At 70.7% G+C, this 18394-nt stretch carries 18 protein-coding genes; 9 read left to right on the top strand and 9 right to left on the bottom strand.

Going from position 1 to position 18394, the window contains the following annotated elements; translation table 11 throughout:
* Nucleotides 1-14: 14 nt before the first annotated feature.
* Together efeB and efeO are read right to left on the bottom strand one after the other, a co-directional pair.
* A complete protein-coding gene (gene efeB / locus ACGFX9_RS02720) occupies nucleotides 15-1304 on the bottom strand; it encodes an iron uptake transporter deferrochelatase/peroxidase subunit (protein WP_393463572.1) in 1290 nt (429 codons plus the stop codon).
* A gap of 18 nt (nucleotides 1305-1322) precedes the next feature.
* The gene (gene efeO / locus ACGFX9_RS02715; protein WP_393463570.1) at nucleotides 1323-2489 is read right to left on the bottom strand and encodes an iron uptake system protein EfeO; all 1167 of its coding nucleotides are present in this window, start codon (nucleotides 2487-2489) and stop codon (nucleotides 1323-1325) included.
* A 237-nt stretch (nucleotides 2490-2726) separates the two neighbouring features.
* Here efeO and ACGFX9_RS02710 point away from each other — a divergent pair, with 237 nt between their 5' ends.
* Nucleotides 2727-3410 carry a PhzF family phenazine biosynthesis protein gene (locus ACGFX9_RS02710; protein ID WP_393463568.1) on the top strand — a complete coding sequence of 228 codons (684 nt, stop codon included), beginning with the start codon at nucleotides 2727-2729 and terminating at the stop codon, nucleotides 3408-3410.
* 85 nt (nucleotides 3411-3495) lie between these two features.
* Here ACGFX9_RS02710 and ACGFX9_RS02705 read toward each other — a convergent pair whose 3' ends face one another.
* Complete coding sequence (locus ACGFX9_RS02705) at nucleotides 3496-4152, bottom strand: heme oxygenase (biliverdin-producing) (protein ID WP_393463566.1); 657 nt, start codon at nucleotides 4150-4152, stop codon at nucleotides 3496-3498.
* 62 nt (nucleotides 4153-4214) lie between these two features.
* Nucleotides 4215-5072 (bottom strand): type I methionyl aminopeptidase, encoded by an 858-nt coding sequence (map, locus tag ACGFX9_RS02700; protein ID WP_393463564.1) that lies wholly within the window; start codon nucleotides 5070-5072, stop codon nucleotides 4215-4217.
* A 77-nt stretch (nucleotides 5073-5149) separates the two neighbouring features.
* Here map and ACGFX9_RS02695 point away from each other — a divergent pair, with 77 nt between their 5' ends.
* The gene (locus tag ACGFX9_RS02695) at nucleotides 5150-5383 is read left to right on the top strand and encodes a hypothetical protein (protein ID WP_393463562.1); all 234 of its coding nucleotides are present in this window, start codon (nucleotides 5150-5152) and stop codon (nucleotides 5381-5383) included.
* 36 nt (nucleotides 5384-5419) lie between these two features.
* Here the strand turns inward: ACGFX9_RS02695 and ACGFX9_RS02690 are convergent, their stop codons facing one another.
* Nucleotides 5420-6022, bottom strand: coding sequence for a hypothetical protein (locus ACGFX9_RS02690; RefSeq protein ID WP_393463560.1), 603 nt, complete (start codon nucleotides 6020-6022; stop codon nucleotides 5420-5422).
* A 79-nt stretch (nucleotides 6023-6101) separates the two neighbouring features.
* On the opposite strand from ACGFX9_RS02690, the gene ACGFX9_RS02685 reads away from it, so the two are divergent.
* From ACGFX9_RS02685 to ACGFX9_RS02675, 3 genes are read left to right on the top strand one after another with little or no spacing between them, the layout of a single operon-like run.
* Entirely contained in the window at nucleotides 6102-7178 is a 1077-nt protein-coding gene (locus ACGFX9_RS02685) for an exo-alpha-sialidase (RefSeq protein ID WP_393463558.1), read from the top strand.
* Between the two features lie 37 nt (nucleotides 7179-7215).
* Nucleotides 7216-7920, top strand: coding sequence for an NADPH-dependent F420 reductase (gene npdG / locus ACGFX9_RS02680; RefSeq protein WP_393463556.1), 705 nt, complete (start codon nucleotides 7216-7218; stop codon nucleotides 7918-7920).
* Between the two features lie 12 nt (nucleotides 7921-7932).
* Nucleotides 7933-8193 carry a hypothetical protein gene (locus tag ACGFX9_RS02675; protein WP_393463555.1) on the top strand — a complete coding sequence of 87 codons (261 nt, stop codon included), beginning with the start codon at nucleotides 7933-7935 and terminating at the stop codon, nucleotides 8191-8193.
* On the opposite strand, the gene ACGFX9_RS02670 is transcribed toward ACGFX9_RS02675, so the two are convergent.
* Nucleotides 8183-8986: a site-2 protease family protein gene (locus tag ACGFX9_RS02670; RefSeq protein ID WP_393463553.1), complete on the bottom strand. Its 804-nt coding sequence runs from the start codon at nucleotides 8984-8986 to the stop codon at nucleotides 8183-8185. The two genes, ACGFX9_RS02675 and ACGFX9_RS02670, sit on opposite strands and share 11 nt — an antisense overlap.
* A gap of 106 nt (nucleotides 8987-9092) precedes the next feature.
* On the opposite strand from ACGFX9_RS02670, the gene ACGFX9_RS02665 reads away from it, so the two are divergent.
* Nucleotides 9093-9458, top strand: coding sequence for a DUF6578 domain-containing protein (locus tag ACGFX9_RS02665; protein WP_393463551.1), 366 nt, complete (start codon nucleotides 9093-9095; stop codon nucleotides 9456-9458).
* Nucleotides 9459-9615: 157 nt separating this feature from the next.
* The gene (locus tag ACGFX9_RS02660) at nucleotides 9616-12933 is read left to right on the top strand and encodes a BTAD domain-containing putative transcriptional regulator (protein WP_393463549.1); all 3318 of its coding nucleotides are present in this window, start codon (nucleotides 9616-9618) and stop codon (nucleotides 12931-12933) included.
* Nucleotides 12934-12951: 18 nt separating this feature from the next.
* On the opposite strand, the gene ACGFX9_RS02655 is transcribed toward ACGFX9_RS02660, so the two are convergent.
* The 3 genes from ACGFX9_RS02655 to panB form a co-directional block, all read right to left on the bottom strand.
* Nucleotides 12952-13782 carry an ABC transporter permease gene (locus ACGFX9_RS02655; RefSeq protein ID WP_393463548.1) on the bottom strand — a complete coding sequence of 277 codons (831 nt, stop codon included), beginning with the start codon at nucleotides 13780-13782 and terminating at the stop codon, nucleotides 12952-12954.
* A complete protein-coding gene (locus ACGFX9_RS02650) occupies nucleotides 13779-14801 on the bottom strand; it encodes an ATP-binding cassette domain-containing protein (protein WP_393463546.1) in 1023 nt (340 codons plus the stop codon). The genes ACGFX9_RS02655 and ACGFX9_RS02650 overlap by 4 nt, the downstream gene beginning before the upstream one ends.
* A gap of 251 nt (nucleotides 14802-15052) precedes the next feature.
* Nucleotides 15053-15937: a 3-methyl-2-oxobutanoate hydroxymethyltransferase gene (panB, locus tag ACGFX9_RS02645; RefSeq protein WP_393463544.1), complete on the bottom strand. Its 885-nt coding sequence runs from the start codon at nucleotides 15935-15937 to the stop codon at nucleotides 15053-15055.
* Between the two features lie 166 nt (nucleotides 15938-16103).
* On the opposite strand from panB, the gene ACGFX9_RS02640 reads away from it, so the two are divergent.
* Nucleotides 16104-17663: an MFS transporter gene (locus ACGFX9_RS02640; RefSeq protein WP_393463542.1), complete on the top strand. Its 1560-nt coding sequence runs from the start codon at nucleotides 16104-16106 to the stop codon at nucleotides 17661-17663.
* Nucleotides 17660-18280, top strand: coding sequence for a TetR/AcrR family transcriptional regulator (locus ACGFX9_RS02635; RefSeq protein WP_393463540.1), 621 nt, complete (start codon nucleotides 17660-17662; stop codon nucleotides 18278-18280). The genes ACGFX9_RS02640 and ACGFX9_RS02635 overlap by 4 nt, the downstream gene beginning before the upstream one ends.
* Nucleotides 18281-18394 lie beyond the last annotated feature (114 nt).

Here is an 18394-nt window from a genome sequence, read left to right as displayed (position 1 = left end):
TCTGTCAGATCTCCTCAGGCGAACAGCGCACGGCCCCACCAGTCGTCCTTGTCGCGGACGCCCGGCGGGATCGCGAAGACCGCGGAACTCACGTGCTGGATGTACTCGTTGAGCGCGTCGGAGCGCGCCAGGTTGCGCTGCACCGGGATGAAACCCGTACGGACGTCACGCTGGTACGCGAGGAAGAACAGGCCCGCGTCGAGCCGGCCCAGGCCGTCCGTGCCGTCCGTGAAGGAGTAGCCGCGGCGCAGGATCGTCGCACCGTGGTTGGAGTCCGGGTGCGCCAGCCGGACGTGCGAGTCCGGCTTCATCGCCTTCAGGAACGGCGCGTCGTGCTCCTTGGCCTTGCCGACCGGGGCGCCCTCGCCCTTGTCGCGGCCGAAGATGTCCTCCTGCTCGCCGAGCGGAGTCCGGTCCCAGGTCTCGACGTTCATCCGGATGCGGCGCGCGACGAGGTACGAGCCGCCGGCCATCCAGTCAGGACCGTCCTTGCCCTCGACCCACACATGTTTGGCGAGCGCTGAGGTGTCATCGCCCGAGACGTTGCGGGTGCCGTCCTTGAAGCCGAAGAGGTTGCGCGGCGTCTGCGCACCCGGAGTCGTCGAGGACGTCTTGCCGAAGCCGAGCTGCGACCAGCGCACCGCGACCTTGCCGAAGCCGATGCGGGCGAGGTTGCGGATGGCGTGCACGGCGACCTGCGGGTCGTCCGCGCAGGCCTGCACGCACAGGTCGCCGCCGCCGCGGGACGCGTCGAGGTTGTCGCCGGGGAACTTGGGCAGGTCGACGAGGGCTTCGGGACGGCGGTCGCCGAGCCCGAACTTCTCGAAGAGGCCGGGCCCGAAGCCGATGGTGAGCGTCAGCCGGGACGGCTTGAGGCCGAGCGCCTCACCGGTGTCGTCCGGCGGCGCCTCGGAGAGACCACCGAAGGCGCCCTCGCCGATCTCGTGCCCCGCCGTCATCCGCGCGGCGGCCTTCGTCCAGTCCTTCAGGAGCTGCACGAACTGCTCGCGGTCGTCCGTCTTCACGTCGAACGCGGCGAAGTGCAGCCGGTCCTGTACGGCCGTCGCGATGCCCGCCTGGTGCTTGCCGTGGAAGGCGACCGCACCGCCCGCCGAGGCCGCGGGCACGGTCTCGTCGCCTGACTGCGCCACGGCCACCGCGCCGCCCGTGACGGCGGCGCCGAGCGCGAGGCCCGCGCCGCCCCAGCCCAGGAGTGCACGCCGGGAAGGGGAGGAGGAGTTGCCGGAGCCGCCGGAGCCGACTTCATCCGGCGCGGTCTCGGTGTCGTGCGTGATCTCAGCCATGGTGCGACCCCCCTGCTGCTACTTGGTCTTGACGACAGCCGCGGCCAGCTTCGACAGCGGCTCCGCGAGCGCGTTGACGCCGTCCGACAGTTCCTTGCGGTCCGCCTTGGCGACCTTGTCGTACGACGTGTACGCGTACGAGTCCTTGCCGCCGCCCTCGCGGTACTTGTCGAGCAGCTTGTCCAGCGCCCCGAACTGCTTGTCGAGCTCCTTGGTGAGCGCCGGGTCGTTCTCGGAGGCGACGTCCTTCAGCAGCCCGTACGCCTTCTCCGCGCCCTCGACGTTGGCCTTGAAGTCGACGAGGTCGGTGTGCGAGTAGCGCTCCTCCTCGCCGGTGACCTTGCCGGTGGCGACCTCGTCGAGGAGTTCCTTGGCGCCGTTGGCCATCGAGGTCGGGGTGATCTCGGCCTTGCCGACGCGCTTCTGCCAGTCGGTGAGGTCCTTGTCGAGCCGGCCCGCGAGCTCCTTCTCACGCTTGCCGATCTTCTTGTCCTTCCACAGGGCCCGCTCCAGACGGTGCCAGCCCGTCCAGTCCTTCTCCGGGTCCTGGCCGTCCTCAAGGCCGTCCTCGCGGACGTCGACCTTCGGGTCGATGTCACCGAAGGACTCGGCGACCGGCTCGGTGCGCTCCCAGCCGATGCGGGAGTTGGCGTACGCCTTCTTGGCGGCCTCGATGTCGCCGTCGCGGACGGCGTCGGTGAAGGTCTTGGTCTTCGGCAGCGTCGCGTCGGCCTGCTCCTGCGCGTACTCGCGGTACGCGGCGACGGCCTTGTCGAGGCGCGGGTCGCGCTTGACGGCCTTGCCACCGCTGACGGTGACCTTCTGGCGGATGCCGTCGCCCTTCATGCCGGGCTTGCAGGCGACCTGGTACGAGCCGGACTTCACCTCGGCGGTGAGCTTCTGCTTGGTGCCGGGGCCGATGTTCTCGCGCTCGCTGACGATGCGGTCGTCGGGGAAGAGGAGGTAGACCTCGGTGACCTTGGAGCCCTTGTTCTCGATGGCCAGCTCGACGTGCCCGGCGTCGAGCTTCGTCTTGGAGAGCTCGCACTTGTCGTCGGTGGCGGTCACCTCGACGGTGTTGCCGCTGCTGCTCTTGGAGTCGCTCTTCTCGGTGCAGCCCGTGACGGCGGTGAGTGCTGCCACTGCGGCGATGGCGGTGGCAGCAGAGAGGCGGGCGGGACGCATAGGGGCTCCAAGACGGTTCACGGACGGTTCCGGCCATGCCGGTGAGGCTGACCTAACTTAACTGAGCCTTACCTGGTCGATACCCAGCCACCCAGTGATTCACCTCTCACTGGGGAAGGGGTGCTTACGGAGGTGTCACGGTGGAGTTTTGGAGGATTCAAGGGCAGGTCAAGGGCGGGTCAAGTGCCGGTTCGAGTGGCCCGGCGTCGCGCTTCCCGGGAATGTTTGAATGCCCGGATGACAGAGCTACTTGACGGCGTGGACGTCGTGCGGGTCTTCTGCGGGCCCGACGGCCGGCACGGCAACGAACTGGGTGTCGTGCGTGACGGGGCCCGCTTCCCGGGGCGGGAGGAGCGACAAGGGTTCGCCGCGAAACTCGGCTTCAGCGAAACGGTGTTCGTCGATGACCCCGAGCGCGGGGTCATCGACATCTACACCCCTTCCGTACGGCTGCCGTTCGCGGGGCACCCCTGCGTCGGGACGTCCTGGCTCCTCGACGTGCCCGAACTGATCACTCCCGTGGGCGTGGTGGAGGCCCGCCAGGACGGGGAGTTCAGCTGGATCGCCGGGCGGCCCGAGTGGACGCCGGGGCGGACGCTGCGGCCCTACGGGAGCGTGGCGGAGGTGGACGCGCTCGAGGTGCCGCCGCCCGGGGAGTGGATCTACGCCTGGGCATGGCAGGACGAGGCGGCGGGACGGGTCAGGGCGCGGGCCTTCCCCGGCCGGAACGACGGTGTCCAGGAGGACGAGGCCACGGGGGCGGCGGCGCTGCTGCTCAGCCATGAGCTGGGCCGGGCGCTGAACATCACGCAGGCCCGGGGATCGCAGATCCTTACGGCGCCGGGGCCTGGCGGGGTGGTCGAGGTGGGCGGCCGGGTGCGACTGACCGGGGGCTCCGCCCCCAGATTCCCGCTGCTCTGACGCCCGGAGATCCCAGCCTGTCCGGCGTTTGAGGACGAGCTCGGCGCAGCCGGCGATTTCCGGTGCGCCAAGCCGGCGGCACCGCCTACGCGGAGAGCGGGAATTCATCCCCCAGCTCACGGAACACCCGCGTATTCAAAGCGAAAGCGCCCCTGCACTCGTCCACGATCCGCTGCCGCTCAAGATCATCGGGCACGACCTCCCCGAGACCGTCGAGGAGTTCGCGGTAACCCCGCTTGAACGCGGCGGGGTTGGCTATCTGCTCGAACACGTAGAACCGCACCCCGTCGCCCTTCCGGGCGAACCCCCAGGTCTGCTCCGCCTTGCCGCGGATGATCTGGCCGCCGGAGAGATCGCCGAGGTAGCGGGTGTAGTGGTGGGCCACGTAACCCCCCGGCCACTCCCGCGCGCAGTGCGCGACCCGCGTCGCGTACGCCGACGTGGCGGGCAGCGGCCTGGCGGAAGACTGCCAGCCCGCGCCCCGCAGATGCGTGAGGTCCCGCTCCAGTTCCGCGACGCGCATCAGCTCCGGCCGTATGAACGGGCCCGCCACCGGATCGTCCCTAAGGGCCGCCGCGCCCTCTTCCAGGGCGCGGTACACGAACCACAGCTGCTCGGTGTAGCGCGCGTACGCCTCGACGCCCAGCCTGCCGCCGAGCAGGTCGCCCATGAACGTCGAGGTCTCCGCCTCGGTGTGCTGCTCGTGCGAGGCGGTGCGGATGACCGTGGAGAAGGGTTCCATGGGCGGGACCTCCGAACTGTTTCCCGACGTCCTGTCGGTAAAAACGCTACCCCGTTCAGAGGTCAGGGAAGCGTAAGGATCTCCGCCCCGCTGTCCGTCACCACGAGCGTGTGTTCGAACTGGGCGGTGCGCTTGCGGTCCTTGGTCACGACCGTCCAGCCGTCCTCCCACATGTCGTACTCATGCGTGCCGAGGGTCAGCATCGGCTCGATGGTGAACGTCATGCCGGGCTGGATCGTCGTCGTGGCGTGCGGGCTGTCGTAGTGCGGGACGATGAGGCCGGAGTGGAAGGACGTGTTGATGCCGTGGCCGGTGAAGTCGCGGACGACGCCGTAGCCGAAGCGCTTGGCGTACGACTCGATGACACGGCCGATGATGTTGATCTGGCGGCCGGGCTTGACCGCCTTGATGGCGCGGTTGAGGGACTCGCGGGTGCGCTCCACGAGGAGCGTGGACTCCTCGTCGACGTCCCCGACCAGATACGTCGCGTTGTTGTCGCCGTGCACACCGCCGATGTACGCGGTCACGTCGAGGTTGATGATGTCGCCGTCCCTGAGGACGGTGGAGTCCGGGATGCCGTGGCAGATGACCTCGTTGACCGAGGTGCACAGCGACTTCTGGAAGCCGCGGTAGCCGAGCGTGGAGGGGTAGGCGCCGTGGTCGCACATATACGTGTGGGCGACGCGGTCCAGCTCATCGGTGGTCACGCCGGGGGCGATGTGCTTGGCGGCCTCGGCCATCGCGCGCGCGGCGATACGGCCCGCGGTGCGCATCAGCTCGATGGTCTCGGGGGTCTGCACCTCTGGCCCCGTGTAAGGGGTGGGCGCGGGTTTCCCCACGTACTCCGGGCGCCTGATGTTTCCCGGAACGGGGCGGATGGGGGAGAGCTCCCCTGGGACGAGCAGTGACTGGCCAGACATGCCAGCGAGTCTAACCAGCGGTCGTGGGGCAGCATGGCGACAGAGAGCGGACCCAGTGGGACTGAGAGGAGCGGGCCATGGCGCTGTTCAAGAAGCGGACCGTCGGCAAACCGGGCGAGTGGTACTACTGCCTGGAGCACAAGAAGGTCGAGGAGGGCCCCGACTGCCCCGGCAAGGACCGCTTCGGACCCTACGGCTCCCGCGAGGAGGCCCAGCGGGCGATGGAGACGGCCGCCGAGCGGAACCTGGAGTGGGAGACCGACCCGAAGTGGCATGACAAGGACGCCGGGGACGACGAGGTCAAGGGCTGACCCCCTCGGCCCGTCCCAGGGCCGGTCACCCGGCGCTCACCACCGTGCCGGGGGCGGCGCCGTCAGCTGGTCTGCCAGGCGGGACAAGCGGTCGCGGAAGCGGCGGTGGCCCCGGGCCGTCGGGAGTGCGTTCTCGCCCGTCGACGCGCTCACCAAATGCTGGACCGTGTCGAGGTCCAGGTCGGGGGACGGGGGCACCGTGAGGGACTCGTGGGCCAGGGCCTGGAGGTCGTGGTCGCCGGCGTCCAGGGCGAGGACCGTCGCCCCCGCCGACCGCGCGTCGTGCACCCGCTCCAGGAGGCCATCGCCCGGCGGGTCCGGGGCCACCACAAGCAGCGTCTCGCCGCGCCGCGCCGCCTCGATGCGGCCGAGCCCGGTCGACAGATGCGCGGGGTCGCCCGCCCGCACCCGGTGGCGTACGAGCGTCGGCGTCAGTTCCGGCGTACCGGACCACGCCGCCTCGTCCACGAGGTGCGCGGCCAGGTGCCACGGTTCGTACTCCTCCGTGCCCACCAGGAGGAGCCCGCCCCCGTGCGGCACCACGGAGGACCGCAGCGTTCCCGCGAAGCGCCGCGTCGCGCGCGGCCACTCCGTTCCGGCGAGCACTTCGCGCAGCAGCGCGACCCGTACGGCGTCCATGGAGTCGCATCCTGCCCCAACAAGTCACTTGTCAGGCGCAGTTCACCGGGAATTCGCCCGGGGTGGGGAGTGCCCCGGGATGACTGTTGAGACAAGTGTTCCCTTCCGGGCGGGGCGCGAGGGGTACGCGAGCTTCCGGATCCCCGCCGTCGTGCGCACCCACGCGGGCACCCTCCTCGCCTTCTGCGAAGGCAGGGTCGGATCGCAGCAGGACTTCGGCAACATCGACGTCGTACTGAAGAGGTCCGGCGACGGCGGCCGCACCTGGGGCCCGCTCCAGGTCGCCGCCAAGAACGGCGCCGACCTCGCGGGCAACCCCGCCCCCGTCGTCCTGAACACCGGCCGCGTCCTCCTCGTCCACGTCCGCAACGCCGCCGCCGCGACCGAGGACGCCATCCGGCGCGGCAAGGTCCCGGCGGCGAACGGCCGCCGCGTCTGGGTGCAGCACAGCGACGACGACGGACGCACCTGGTCCGCCGCCAGGGAGATCACCGGGCAGGTGAAGAAGGCGAGCTGGCGGTGGTACGCGACCACCCCGGGGCACGCCCTGCAGACCGGCACGGGCCGGGTCGTCGTGCCCGCCAACCACACCCTGCCCCCGGCCGGCACCGACAACGGCACCGAAGCCAAATACAACGGCGGCCACTGCCTTCTCAGCGACGACCTCGGCCAGACCTGGCGCATCGGCTACATCGACGACAACACCAACGGCTATGTGAACGTGAACGAGACCACCGCGGCCGAACTCCCCGACGGGCGGGTCTACTTCAACACCCGCAACGACTCCCCGGCCCCCGGCAACCGCGCCGACGCCCACTCCCGCGACGGCGGCCAGAGTCTCCTCAAGCCCTTCCGCCCGCAGGCGGGGCTCACCGGCCCCGTCGTCGAATGCAGCGTGCTCCAACTGCGTACGCCCGACGTGCTGCTGTTCTCCGGGCCCGCCGACCCCGGCTTCCGCGCCCTGATGACGGTGCGCCGCAGCCGCGACGGCGGCACCACATGGCAGGACGCGCACACGGTGGACGGACTGCCCGCCGCGTACTCCGATCTCGTACGCGTGGACGACGAGAGGGTCGGACTCCTCTACGAGACGGGCGACTTCAGCGCGTACGAGACGATCACCTTCCGGCGGATTCCGGTGGCGGAGCTGGCCTGACGGGGGCGGTGACCAGGCGGTGAGTAAGGTCGGCTGCATGACCTCTAACGACAGTGTGCAGAAGGCTCCGGCCAAGGATCCCTGGGAGCTGCCCGACGTCTCCGGGCTCGTCGTCGGCGTACTCGGCGGCACCGGCGACCAGGGCCGCGGCCTCGCCTACCGCCTGGCCCGCGCAGGCCAGAAGGTGATCATCGGCTCCCGTGCCGCGGAGCGCGCGCAGAGTGCCGCCGACGAGCTGGGGCACGGCGTCGAGGGCGCCGAGAACGCGGAGTGCGCGCGGCGCAGCGACATCGTGATCGTCGCCGTACCGTGGGAAGGGCACGGCAAGACCCTCGAAGGGCTGCGCGAGGAGCTGAGCGGCAAGCTCGTCGTCGACTGCGTGAACCCGCTCGGCTTCGACAAGAAGGGCGCCTACGCCCTCAAGCCCGAGGAGGGCAGCGCCGCCGAGCAGGCCGCAGCGCTGCTCCTGGACTCCCGCGTCACGGCCGCCTTCCACCACCTCTCGGCGGTGCTGCTCCAGGACCCGGCCGTCGAGGAGATCGACACCGACGTCATGGTCCTCGGCGAGGCCCGCGCCGACACGGACCTCGTCCAGGCGCTCGCCGCCCGCATCCCCGGCATGCGGGGCGTCTTCGCCGGACGGCTGCGTAACGCGCACCAGGTGGAGTCCCTGGTGGCCAACCTGATCTCCGTGAACCGGCGCTACAAGGCGCACGCGGGGCTTCGCGTGACCGACGTCTAGGACGTAGCGGGCATGGGGGACACTGGATCGGTACGCCGCCTCGAACGACCCTCGATCCTCGAACCCCGACAGGAGCCGACCCCCATGCCCCGCCTCGCTCTCTACGCCCTCACGGTCTGCGCCCTCGCCGTCGTCGCGGCCGTGGTCTCCTTCGTCCAGGGCTACTGGCTCGGCGTCGTGTGGGTGCTGCTCGCCGGTCTCTCGTCGAACATGGCGTGGTACTACCTGCGGCGCGCGAAGGCCGAGCGGGACGCGCGCGCGGCTACGGGTTGAGCGTGCAGTACTGGCTCGGGTCGCCGTCCCAGAAGCGATAGAAGTCCTGGCCGCAGTACGTCTGCAGATCGTTTACGCCCAGTCCGCGCAGGACGGCGTCGATCGCGTCGAAGAAGGCGTGGTTGACCTCGGGGATCCACAGGATGCCGAAGACGGCCAGCAGACCGAACGGCGCGAACGGCTCCACCTGGCGGCGGATCTTGTGCGAGAGCCAGGGCTCGATGACGCCGTAGCCGTCAAGGCCCGGAATGGGCAGCGAGTTCAGGATCGCGGCCGTCACCTGGAGCAGCGCCAGGAAGGCCAGCGCGTACCGGAAGGTGTCCGGCACCCCGGAGAGCGCGTCGAGCCAGAAGGGCGCGGTGCAGACGACCGCGAAGAGCACGTTCGTCAGCGGCCCCGCGGCCGAGATCAGACTGTGCTTCCACTTGCCCCTGATGCGCCCTCGCTCGATGAAGACGGCGCCACCGGGCAGACCGATGCCGCCCATGATCACGAACAGCACCGGCAGGACGATGCTGAGCAGCGCGTGCGTGTACTTGAGCGGGTTGAGGGTCAGATAGCCCTTCGCGCCGATCGAGATGTCGCCGCTGTGCAGGGCGGTGCGGGCGTGCGCGTACTCGTGCAGACAGAGCGAGACGATCCAGGCCGCCGTCACGAAGAGGAAGACGGCGATCCCCGGATTGTCCGCGAATCCGGTCCATGCGGCCCAGCCGGAGACCGCGGTGACGGCGGCGATCCCCAGGAAGACGGGACTGATCCGCCGGTCGCTGCTTCGGGTGGGAGCGGTGGTCATGGGGCGGGGCTCCTGAAGGTGGCGGGCCGGTTGTCGCAGGGAACGTACCCCGGCGTACGTCGAAAACGTCTCGCACCCGGTGGGGAGTTCCGGGGAAGGTGGGGGCATGGCGCTGTGGAACGTGATGTACGACGACTGGCAGATGGAGTGCTGCGGGACACCGTTCACCGTCGGTGACGAGGTGGCCTGGCAACTGGAGGGCGAGCCGCCGCTGTACTCCGTGGAGCGGCACGGGATGGAGGGGCCGGACACGATGGGGCGGGTGCGGTCGATCCAGATGGTGACGCAGGGCTTCGCGCTGACGCCCGACTCCGGGGGCACGTTCGAGCCGGTGCCGGGGGAGCGGTGGCTCCGCCCGGTGGAGGAGTGCCCGAAGTGGTTCACGGATCCGGTGGAGGGGAGCCGGGAGGAGGGATACTTTCGGCGGGAGGTGGGGGTGCTGGTGGTTCTTGAGGTGTCTGGTGGTTCTTGAGGTGTCTGATACCGGCCTGTCCGGCAGACTTCCGGCCCGTCCGGCGCTTGAGGACGAACTCGGCGGAGCCGGTGACTGACGGCGCAACACCCGGCGGATCCCTCCGCACCCCGCTCAACCGGCGGAGCCAACCCCCACCACCGGAGACAATGGACCCGTGCGCTACCGCATTCTCGGCACCACCCAGGCATTCCACGCCGACGGCACCCCCATCGCCGTCGGCGGCTCAAGGCTGCGCGCGCTCCTGACCGTCCTCGCCCTGCGCGCCCCGCGCCCCGTGCCCGCGGACGTCCTCGTCGACGAGGTGTGGGGCGGCGACCCGCCCGCCGACGCGACCGGCGCGCTGCAGGCACTCGTGGGCCGCCTGCGCCGGGCCGTGGGTGCCGACGCGATCGCATCGGCCGACGGCGGCTACCGGCTGACCGCCGAGCGGGACGACATCGACCTGTACCGCTTCGACCGCCTCGCGAGTGAAGGCGCAAGAGCCCTCGCGGACGGCGACCCGGCGAAGGCGATGGCGAGCCTGGACGGCGCGCTCGCCCTCTGGCAGGGCCGCCCCCTCGCCGACCTCCCCGACCGCACGGCGGAGGCCGCCCGCTGGGAGTCCCGCCGCCTCGACGCCCGCCGCGCCAGACTGACCGCGGCGCTCGCCCTCGGCAGGGCCGAGCAGATACTGCCCGAGCTCGCCGCCCTGTGCGAAAGCCACCCCCTCGACGAACCGCTCCAGGCCCTGCGGCTGCGGGCGCTGCGCGAGGCGGGCCGCCCGGCGCAGGCGCTCGCCGCGTACGACGAAGTGCGCCGCCTCCTCGCGGACCGCATAGGCACCGATCCCGGCCCCGAACTCCGCGCCCTGCACGAGGAGTTGCTGCACCACGCGACCCCGCAGGCCGCGGCACCGGCCCCGGCCCCCGCCCCGGCCCGCCCGCAGGGCAACCTCCGGGCCAGGCTCACCTCCTTCGTCGGCCGCGAGGGCGACATCGAGGCCATCCGGGGGGACCTGGCGCGGGCCCGCCTCGTCACCCTGCTCGGGCCCGGCGGCGCGGGCAAGACGCGGCTCTCGCAAGAGGCAGCGGAAGCCCACGCGGGCGGCGTGCCCGATGGCGTATGGCTGGCCGAACTCGCCCCGGTCGAGGACCCGGACGCGGTCCCCGAAGCGGTGCTCACCGCGCTCGGCGCCCGCGAGACGGTGCTGCGCGGCGCGGGCGCCGAAGAGCTGCGGGCGGTGTCGGAGTGGCACGGCGACGACCCCGTCGTACGCCTCACCGAGCACTGCTCGCCGCGCCGCATGCTGCTGATCCTCGACAACTGCGAGCACGTCATCGAAGCCGTGGCCCGCCTCGCCGACCAGCTGCTCGCGCACTGCCCCGGCCTCACGGTCCTCGCCACAAGCCGCGAACCCCTCGGTGTACCAGGGGAGTTGCTGCGCCCGGTGGAACCCCTCCCGGAGCCCATCGCGCTGCGGCTGCTCGCGGACCGCGGGGCGGCGGCGAGACCGGGCTTCCGCGTCGAGGACGACCGGGCGGCGGCGGCCGAGATCTGCCGGCGCCTGGACGGCCTGCCTCTGGCCATCGAACTCGCCGCGGCCCGCCTGCGCATGCTCACCCCCCGCCAGATCGCCGACCGCCTGGACGACCGCTTCCGCCTCCTGACGAACGGCGCCCGCACGGTCCTGCCCCGCCAGCAGACCCTGCGCGCGGTCGTCGACTGGTCCTGGGACCTCCTCGACACCCCTGAACGCACCGTCCTGCGCCGCCTCTCCGTCTTCGCGGGCGGCTGCGACCTGGCCGCGGCGGAGGCGGTGACGGCCGCCCGCCAGGACGGCGAACCCGGGGAGGCCGACGTCGCCGACGTACTCGGCTCGCTCGTCGACAAGTCCCTTGTCGTCGCCGCCCCTTCGCCCCAAGGCGTGATGCGCTACCGGCTCCTTGAGACCGTCGGCGAGTACGCGGGGGAGCGCCTCGACGAAGCCGGTGACCGCGGCGCCGCCGAGCGCGCGCACCTCGTCTACTTCCGGGAGTACGCCCGGCTCACCGAGCCGCGGCTGCGGGGCGGCGAGCAGCGGGACGCCGTCGAACAGCTCGAAGTCGAGTACGAGAATCTGCGCACCGCCCTGCGGCACGCCGTCGCCGCCGGGGACGAGCAGGAGGCGCTCTGCCTCGTCCTGTCGCTGTCCTGGTTCTGGACGATCCGCGATCTGCGCATCGAGATCCGCAACTGGTCCCGCGATGTCGTCGCCCTCGGCCCCGACCCCTTCACCCGCCCCGTCGCCCCGGTGGAACCGCTCTACGAACGCTGCACCGCCGCCCCGTTGCCCATGCGCCCCGAGGTGCTCCAAGAGGCGCGGCGCGGCGTCCATCTCATCCAGCTCTCCTGCATGGACATGAACATGGAGGCCTGGCAGACGTCCGCGGCCGCGGAGAAACTCGCGGGCATCAGGGAGGCCTACCGGCCGGGGCTTCCGCAGACCTGCTGGTCGCCCGGGAGTCTGTGGTTCTTCGCGGTGCTTCTCGCCGGGGACATCGCCTACCTGCGCGACATCATCGACGCGACCATCGCCACCTGTCGCGAGCGGGGGTACGAGTGGGAGCTCGCCGCGTCCTTGCAGCAGCGGGCCAACATCCTCGCCAACCGCACCGCCTGGGCCGGCGACGCCCGCCGTGACGCGGATGAGTCCCTGCGGATCTTCACCCGGCTCGGCGACGTGTGGGGCATGGCCGAGGCGCTCTCCTCGCGCGGTGAGGCCCATGAGCGGCGCGGCCGGTACGAGCTGGCCGCCGAGGACTTCGCCGCCGCCATCGAGCACGCGAAGCGGCTCGGCGCTCCCGCGCAGGTGTCGGTGCTCACGGCCCGGCTCGGCGCGGTCCTCGCCGAGGCGGGCGAACTGGCCCGGGGCGAGGAGATGCTCTGGTCGGTCATGGACCGCGACGGCAAGGGCGGCAACACCAACGAGTCGATGCCCACCGCCCGCTTCTTCCTCGTCGACCTGCTGGGCCGCACCGGCCGCACCGCAGAGGCGCGCGAGCAACTCGCCCTGTTGCGGGAGGAGTTCAAGGCCGTCGAGTTCGTCGTCTTCGAGGGATTCATGCTCGGCTGCGAGGCATGGCTCGACATTCTGGACGGCCGGCACGCCGAGGGTCTCGTCCTGGCGCTCGCCGCGCTCGACAAGTCCCGCGACCCACTGGCCAAGATGATCGCCCCCCATATGCCGACCATCCAGCTCATCTCCGCCGCCCGCGCCCTGGCCGGTCTCGACGGCGGCCGGTACGCCCATGACGCCGCCCGGCTGATCAGCGTCGCCCAACGGGAGCTGCCGTCCGGTCACTTCGCCGCCGCCATGGAGCGCGAGAACCACGCGGCAGCCGTGGAGCTCGCGCGCGGGGCACTGGGTGATGCCGCGTACGAAGCCGCGTACGAGGAAGGCGGCAACCTCACCTTGGATGAGGCCGCCGCCCTCTGTGACACGTACATCGGCTAGCGAGCCCGTGCTCGGGTCTCAGGCCTTCGTACGGAACTTGTGGATCGCGATGGGCGCCATCGCCAGCGTGAGCACCGCCGACCAGCCGACCGTCACCCACACGTCGTGCGCGACCGGGCCGCCCACCATCAGGCCGCGCGCCGAGTCGGCGAGCGCGGACAGCGGGTTGTAGTCGGTGAAGCCCTGCAGCCAGCCCGGCATCGACTGCGTCGGCGCGAAGATCGACGAGCCGAACTGCAGCGGCATCAGGACCAGGAAGCCCATCGCCTGCACGGACTGGGCGCTCTTCATCGTCACGCCCAGGACCAGGAAGATCCACATGATGGACGTGCCGAAGAGCGCGCTGAGGCCCACGGCGGCCAGCAGACCACCCCAGTTGGTGATGTCGAAGCCCACCAGGACGCCGACGATCATCATGATCGTCGTGGCGACGAGGAGCCGCATCAGCTCCACCACGATCTTGGCGAAGAGGACCGAGCCCTGGCCGATGGGCAGGGTCCGGAAGCGGTCCATGATGCCGTTCTGGAAGTCCTGGTTGAAGCCGGTGCCGACGGCCATGGCGATGTTCATGCTCATCATCGCCATCATGCCGGGCACCACGTACTGCACGTAGGCGTCCTGGCCGCCGCCGAGCGCCTGCCCGATGGAGCCGCCGAAGACGTACACGAACAGGAGCGTGAAGACGATCGGCATCAGGACCGCGTCGAACATCGACTCCGGATCCGCGCGGATCCACTGCAGGTTGCGGCGGACGAGGGCGCCGGTGTGGCGTACGTGGCCGCGCAGGCCGATGCGGCCGTCGTCCTGGCCGCCCTTGGCGAGGGGGGCCGTGAGAGTGGTGGCGCTCATACGGCGGCCTCCTCGAGTTCGGTGGGGCGGATGTCCTGCGGGGCGCTCGCCTTCTCGCCCGTGATGGAGAGGAACACCTCGTCAAGGCTGGGCAGTTCGGTGGCGATCGAGCCGATGGTGATGCCGCGCGCGGTGACCGCGCCGACGACCGCGGTGAGCTGCTCGTCGCTGAGGATCGGGACCAGGACGGTGCCGGTCTCGGCGTCCACGGTGGACGTGGCGAGGCCGGTGAGGCCCAGGTCGTCCAGGGTGGTGGCCAGCGGGTGCAGCTCCAGCGGGTCGGCCGGGCGTACGCGCAGGGTGCGGCCGCCGACCTTCGCCTTCAGCTCGTCGATGCCGCCGTTGGCGATGACCTTGCCGCGGTCGATGACCGTCAGCTCGGACGCCAGCTGCTCGGCCTCCTCCATGTACTGGGTGGTGAGCAGCACGGTGACGCCGTCGGCGACCATGCGCTTGACCTCCGCCCACACCTCGTTGCGGGTGCGGGGGTCGAGGCCGGTGGTCGGCTCGTCCAGGTAGAGGACGGAGGGGCTGCCGATCATCGACGCGGCGAGGTCGAGGCGGCGGCGCATGCCGCCCGAGTACGTCTTCGCCTGGCGGGTGGCGGCCTCCGTGAGGGAGAACCGCTCCAGGAGGGCGTCGGCCCTCGCCCTGGCGTCCTTGCGGGAGAGGTCGAGGAGCCGCCCGATCATGTAGAGGTTCTCGCGCCCGGAGAGCTTCTCGTCGACCGAGGCGTACTGGCCGGTGAGGCCTATGACGCGGCGGAGCTGGCGGGGCTGCTTGACGACGTCGTACCCGGCGACGAAGGCGGAGCCCGAGTCCGGGGTGACGAGGGTGGAGAGGCAGCGGACGAGGGTGGTCTTGCCGGCGCCGTTGGGACCCAGCACGCCGAGGACCGTGCCCTCACGTACGTCGAGGTCCACGCCGTCCAGTGCTTTGGTCTCGCCGTAGTGCTTGACCAGTCCCCTCACGGTGACGGCGCTTCCTGCGCCGCCGGGGATGTTGTCGATTCGCTTCATGCCGGAAGAATGGCAGCCGCCACCGACAAACCACCGACATCCCGCCTACAGGGGGTGCTCGTCGAGGGCAGGACGCCGGGTAATCGGGTGGGTGGGCGGGAAACGATCGCCGCGAAGCGGCGCAGAGGGAGACCGCGAAACCGCCCCCGGCGAGAAAAGGCAGCCCGTCGACGGGGGAATCGACGGGCTGCCGTGGTGCCGCTATGGCTCATGTGCCCGGCACAGGGTGCCGGGCGGTACCAGTTGCCGTACTAGTGGACCGCGTGCTCCTCGGAAGGAAACGTTCCGCCGACCACGTCCTCCGCGAACGCCTTCGCCGCGCCGTTCATCACCGAGCGCAGATCCGCGTACTGCTTCACGAAGCGCGGCATCTTGCCGCCGGTGAGGCCCAGCATGTCCGTCCAGACAAGGACCTGCGCGTCGCACCCGGCGCCCGCGCCGATGCCGACCGTCGGGATGTGCAGGGAGCGGGTGACCTCGGCGGCCAGTTCCGCGGGGACCAGTTCGAGGACCACCGCGAACGCCCCCGCGTCCTGCGCGGCCTTCGCGTCGCTCAAAAGGCGGTGCGCCGCCTCGTCGCCGCGGCCCTGGACGCGGTAGCCCATGGTGTTCACGGACTGCGGGGTGAGGCCGAGGTGGGACATGACCGGGATGCCGGAGGCGACGAGCAGCTCGGTCTGGGGGAGCGAGCGCTCGCCGCCCTCCAGCTTCACCGCGCCGACCCCGGCCTCCTTGACCAGGCGCGTCGCCGAACGGAGGGCCTGGACCGGGCCCTCCTGGTACGAACCGAAGGGCAGGTCGCCGACGATCAGGGCACGCGAGGTGCCCCGTACGACGGCCGCGGACAGCATGGCCATCTCGTCGAGGGTGACGGGCACGGTCGTCTCGTACCCGAGATGGCAGTTGCCCGCGGAGTCGCCGACCAGCATCACGGGGATGCCGGCCTCGTCGAAGACGGACGCGGTCATCGCGTCGTACGCGGTGAGCATGGGCCACTTCTCGCCCCGCTCCTTGGCGGCGGCGATGTCCCGCACGGTGATGCGGCGGGAGCTCTTGCCTCCGTACAGCGCCTTGCTGCTGTCGGTCGAGGCGGACTCGCTCGCGGGCTGGTTCTGGGCAGCCGGAAGTTGCGTCATCGCAACGGCTCCTTCTCTTATCTCGAGGCGCCCTGACGGCGTCCCCGGATCACCTCCATGGTGGCATCGCGTGCCGCCCCGCGGCTAGTGGACCCTTCCGGCCCCTTGGGTAAAGTCTTTACAATACGAGACGGTCTCGTATCGGAATGGTCCTAGGGTGAAGCCCATGACAACTCCCACCGTCTCCGCCCCACGTATTCCGGAAGCCGTTCACCGGCGCCGCTGGGCGATCCTCGGCGTCCTGATGCTGAGCCTGCTGATCGTGGTGCTCGACAACTCGATCCTGAACGTCGCCATCAAGACGATCTCGACCCCGGAGCCCACGGGCCTCGGCGCCACCCAGAGTGACCTGGAGTGGGCCATCAACGCCTACACCCTGGTCTTCGCCGGACTGCTCTTCACGGCAGGCCTCCTCGGCGACCGACTCGGCCGCAAGAAGGTCCTGCTCGCGGGCCTCGCCGTCTTCGGTATCGGCTCCGCACTCGCCGCCGAGTCCGGCTCGCCCGTCCAGCTCATCCTGTTCCGCGCGGTGATGGGCCTGGGCGCCGCCTTCGTGATGCCCGCCACCCTCGCCGTCCTGATGAACGTCTTCGAGCGCGACGAGCAGCCCAAGGCCATCGGCATCTGGGCCGGCGGCGTCGGCCTGGCCATTGCCATCGGGCCCATCACCGGCGGCGTACTGCTCGACCACTTCTGGTGGGGCTCGGTCTTCCTGGTGAACGTGCCGATCGTGATCATCGCGATCGGCCTGATGATCTGGCTCGTGCCCGAGTCGCGCGACCCCAAGCCGGGCCGGATCGACCTGCCGGGCGTGGCCCTGTCCATCGTCGGCCTCGTCCTGCTCGTCTACGGCATCATCAAGGGCGGCCAGCTGGCCGACTTCACCGACCCCGCCGTCCTCGCGACCATCCTCGCGGGTCTCGCCGTGCTCGTCGGCTTCGTGGTGTACGAGAAGCGCAGCGACCATCCGTCCATCGACATCTCGTACTTCGAGAACCGCGCCTTCTCGGCGGCCATCGCCTCCCTCGCGCTCGTCTTCTTCGCGCTGATGGGCGTGACGTTCTTCGCGGTCTTCTACACGCAGAGCGTGCGCGGCTACTCGCCCCTGCAGACCGGCCTGCTGATGCTGCCGCTCGCCGCGGCGCAGCTCATCTTCGCGCCGCGCGCCCGCCTGGTCGTCGACCGCTTCGGCGTCCGCGCCGTGTGCACGGGCGGGCTGCTGCTCGTGGCCGCGATGCTCGCCGCGTTCACGATCCTTCAGGCCGATACGCCGATCTGGATCCTGGAGGTCATCTTCTTCCTGATGGGCACCGGAATGGCGCACATCATGACCCCCGCCAGTGTCGTCATCATGCAGGCGCTGCCCCGCGAGAAGGCGGGCTCCGCCTCCGCCCTGAGCAACACCTTCCGCCAGGTCGGCGGCGCCCTGGGCATCGCGGTGCTCGGCTCCGTGCTCTCCGCCGCCTACCGCAGCGGCGTCGAGGACAAGCTGACCCTGCTGCCCGCCGACGTACGGCACACCGCGGGCGAGTCCATCGAGGCCACCCTCGGCGTCGCGGCCAAGCTCGGGCCGCGCGGCGAACCCCTCATCACCGCGGCCCACGACTCCTTCCTGCACGCCATGCACATCACGGCCCTCTGCGGCGCCGGCGTCGCCCTGATCGGCGTCGTGGTCGTCGCCCTGTTCCTGCCGGGCCGCGCCCCCGAGGAGCCGGAAGCCGCATGACGGGAAACGGAGTTGATGTGGGCCACATCGCCAGAGGCGTCCGGGGGCGCCCCCGCAGTGAGGCCGTGGAGCGGTCGATCATCGAGGGCGTACTGAAGATGCTGGAGGACGGTGTGCCCCTCGCCGACCTCTCCATCGAGCGGATCGCCCGCACGGCGGGTGTCGGCAAGGCCACCATCTACCGCCGCTGGAGCGGCAAGGAGGAGCTCTTCGTCGACCTCCTGCGCACCATGGACGACCCTCCTCCCGAGCTGGCAGGGGACTCCATGCGCGGCGACCTCATCACCCTCCTCGACCATCTGCGCAGACGCGGCGTGAACATGCGGTCCTCCGCGCTCCTGCACAACGTGTTCGCGCAGATGAAAAGCCTGCCCAAGCTGTGGGAGGCGTACCACGCGACCGTCATCGAACCGCAGCGCAGCGTCATGCTCGGCGTGCTGCGCCGGGGCGTCGAGAACGGCGAACTCGGCCGGGACGTCGACGTCGTCCTTGCCAACGACCTGTTCGCCGGCCCCATGCTCGTACGCGCCGTTCTGCGCTCCGACGCCCCGCTCGACGAGGACCTCGCCGAGCGGATCGTGGACACCGTGCTCGCCGGGCTGCGGCCCACGGGGTGAATGTGCGCGTTTCGTCACAGCGGCCCCGTTGTGGGGCGAGATGCGGAACCCGCCGCACTGCCCCGCTCGTCCTCGTCCCGTACGGCCGTCATGGACGGCGGGGAGACACCCGTT

This window comes from Streptomyces sp. NPDC048436 (genome assembly GCF_043200355.1).
Taxonomy (GTDB): Bacteria; Actinomycetota; Actinomycetes; order Streptomycetales; family Streptomycetaceae; genus Streptomyces.
This window is presented reverse-complemented; position numbering and strand designations above follow the sequence as displayed.

Excerpts from the sequence above, each read along its gene's own strand:
- efeB (WP_393463572.1), bottom strand. The coding sequence starts at position 1,304 with ATGGCTGAGATCACGCACGACACCGAGACCGCGCCGGATGAAGTCGGC.
- efeO (WP_393463570.1), bottom strand. The coding sequence starts at position 2,489 with ATGCGTCCCGCCCGCCTCTCTGCTGCCACCGCCATCGCCGCAGTGGCA.
- ACGFX9_RS02710 (WP_393463568.1), top strand. The coding sequence starts at position 2,727 with ATGACAGAGCTACTTGACGGCGTGGACGTCGTGCGGGTCTTCTGCGGG.
- ACGFX9_RS02705 (WP_393463566.1), bottom strand. The coding sequence starts at position 4,152 with ATGGAACCCTTCTCCACGGTCATCCGCACCGCCTCGCACGAGCAGCAC.
- map (WP_393463564.1), bottom strand. The coding sequence starts at position 5,072 with ATGTCTGGCCAGTCACTGCTCGTCCCAGGGGAGCTCTCCCCCATCCGC.
- ACGFX9_RS02695 (WP_393463562.1), top strand. The coding sequence starts at position 5,150 with ATGGCGCTGTTCAAGAAGCGGACCGTCGGCAAACCGGGCGAGTGGTAC.
- ACGFX9_RS02690 (WP_393463560.1), bottom strand. The coding sequence starts at position 6,022 with ATGGACGCCGTACGGGTCGCGCTGCTGCGCGAAGTGCTCGCCGGAACG.
- ACGFX9_RS02685 (WP_393463558.1), top strand. The coding sequence starts at position 6,102 with ATGACTGTTGAGACAAGTGTTCCCTTCCGGGCGGGGCGCGAGGGGTAC.
- npdG (WP_393463556.1), top strand. The coding sequence starts at position 7,216 with ATGACCTCTAACGACAGTGTGCAGAAGGCTCCGGCCAAGGATCCCTGG.
- ACGFX9_RS02675 (WP_393463555.1), top strand. The coding sequence starts at position 7,933 with ATGGGGGACACTGGATCGGTACGCCGCCTCGAACGACCCTCGATCCTC.
- ACGFX9_RS02670 (WP_393463553.1), bottom strand. The coding sequence starts at position 8,986 with ATGACCACCGCTCCCACCCGAAGCAGCGACCGGCGGATCAGTCCCGTC.
- ACGFX9_RS02665 (WP_393463551.1), top strand. The coding sequence starts at position 9,093 with ATGGCGCTGTGGAACGTGATGTACGACGACTGGCAGATGGAGTGCTGC.
- ACGFX9_RS02655 (WP_393463548.1), bottom strand. The coding sequence starts at position 13,782 with ATGAGCGCCACCACTCTCACGGCCCCCCTCGCCAAGGGCGGCCAGGAC.
- ACGFX9_RS02650 (WP_393463546.1), bottom strand. The coding sequence starts at position 14,801 with ATGAAGCGAATCGACAACATCCCCGGCGGCGCAGGAAGCGCCGTCACC.
- panB (WP_393463544.1), bottom strand. The coding sequence starts at position 15,937 with ATGACGCAACTTCCGGCTGCCCAGAACCAGCCCGCGAGCGAGTCCGCC.
- ACGFX9_RS02640 (WP_393463542.1), top strand. The coding sequence starts at position 16,104 with ATGACAACTCCCACCGTCTCCGCCCCACGTATTCCGGAAGCCGTTCAC.
- ACGFX9_RS02635 (WP_393463540.1), top strand. The coding sequence starts at position 17,660 with ATGACGGGAAACGGAGTTGATGTGGGCCACATCGCCAGAGGCGTCCGG.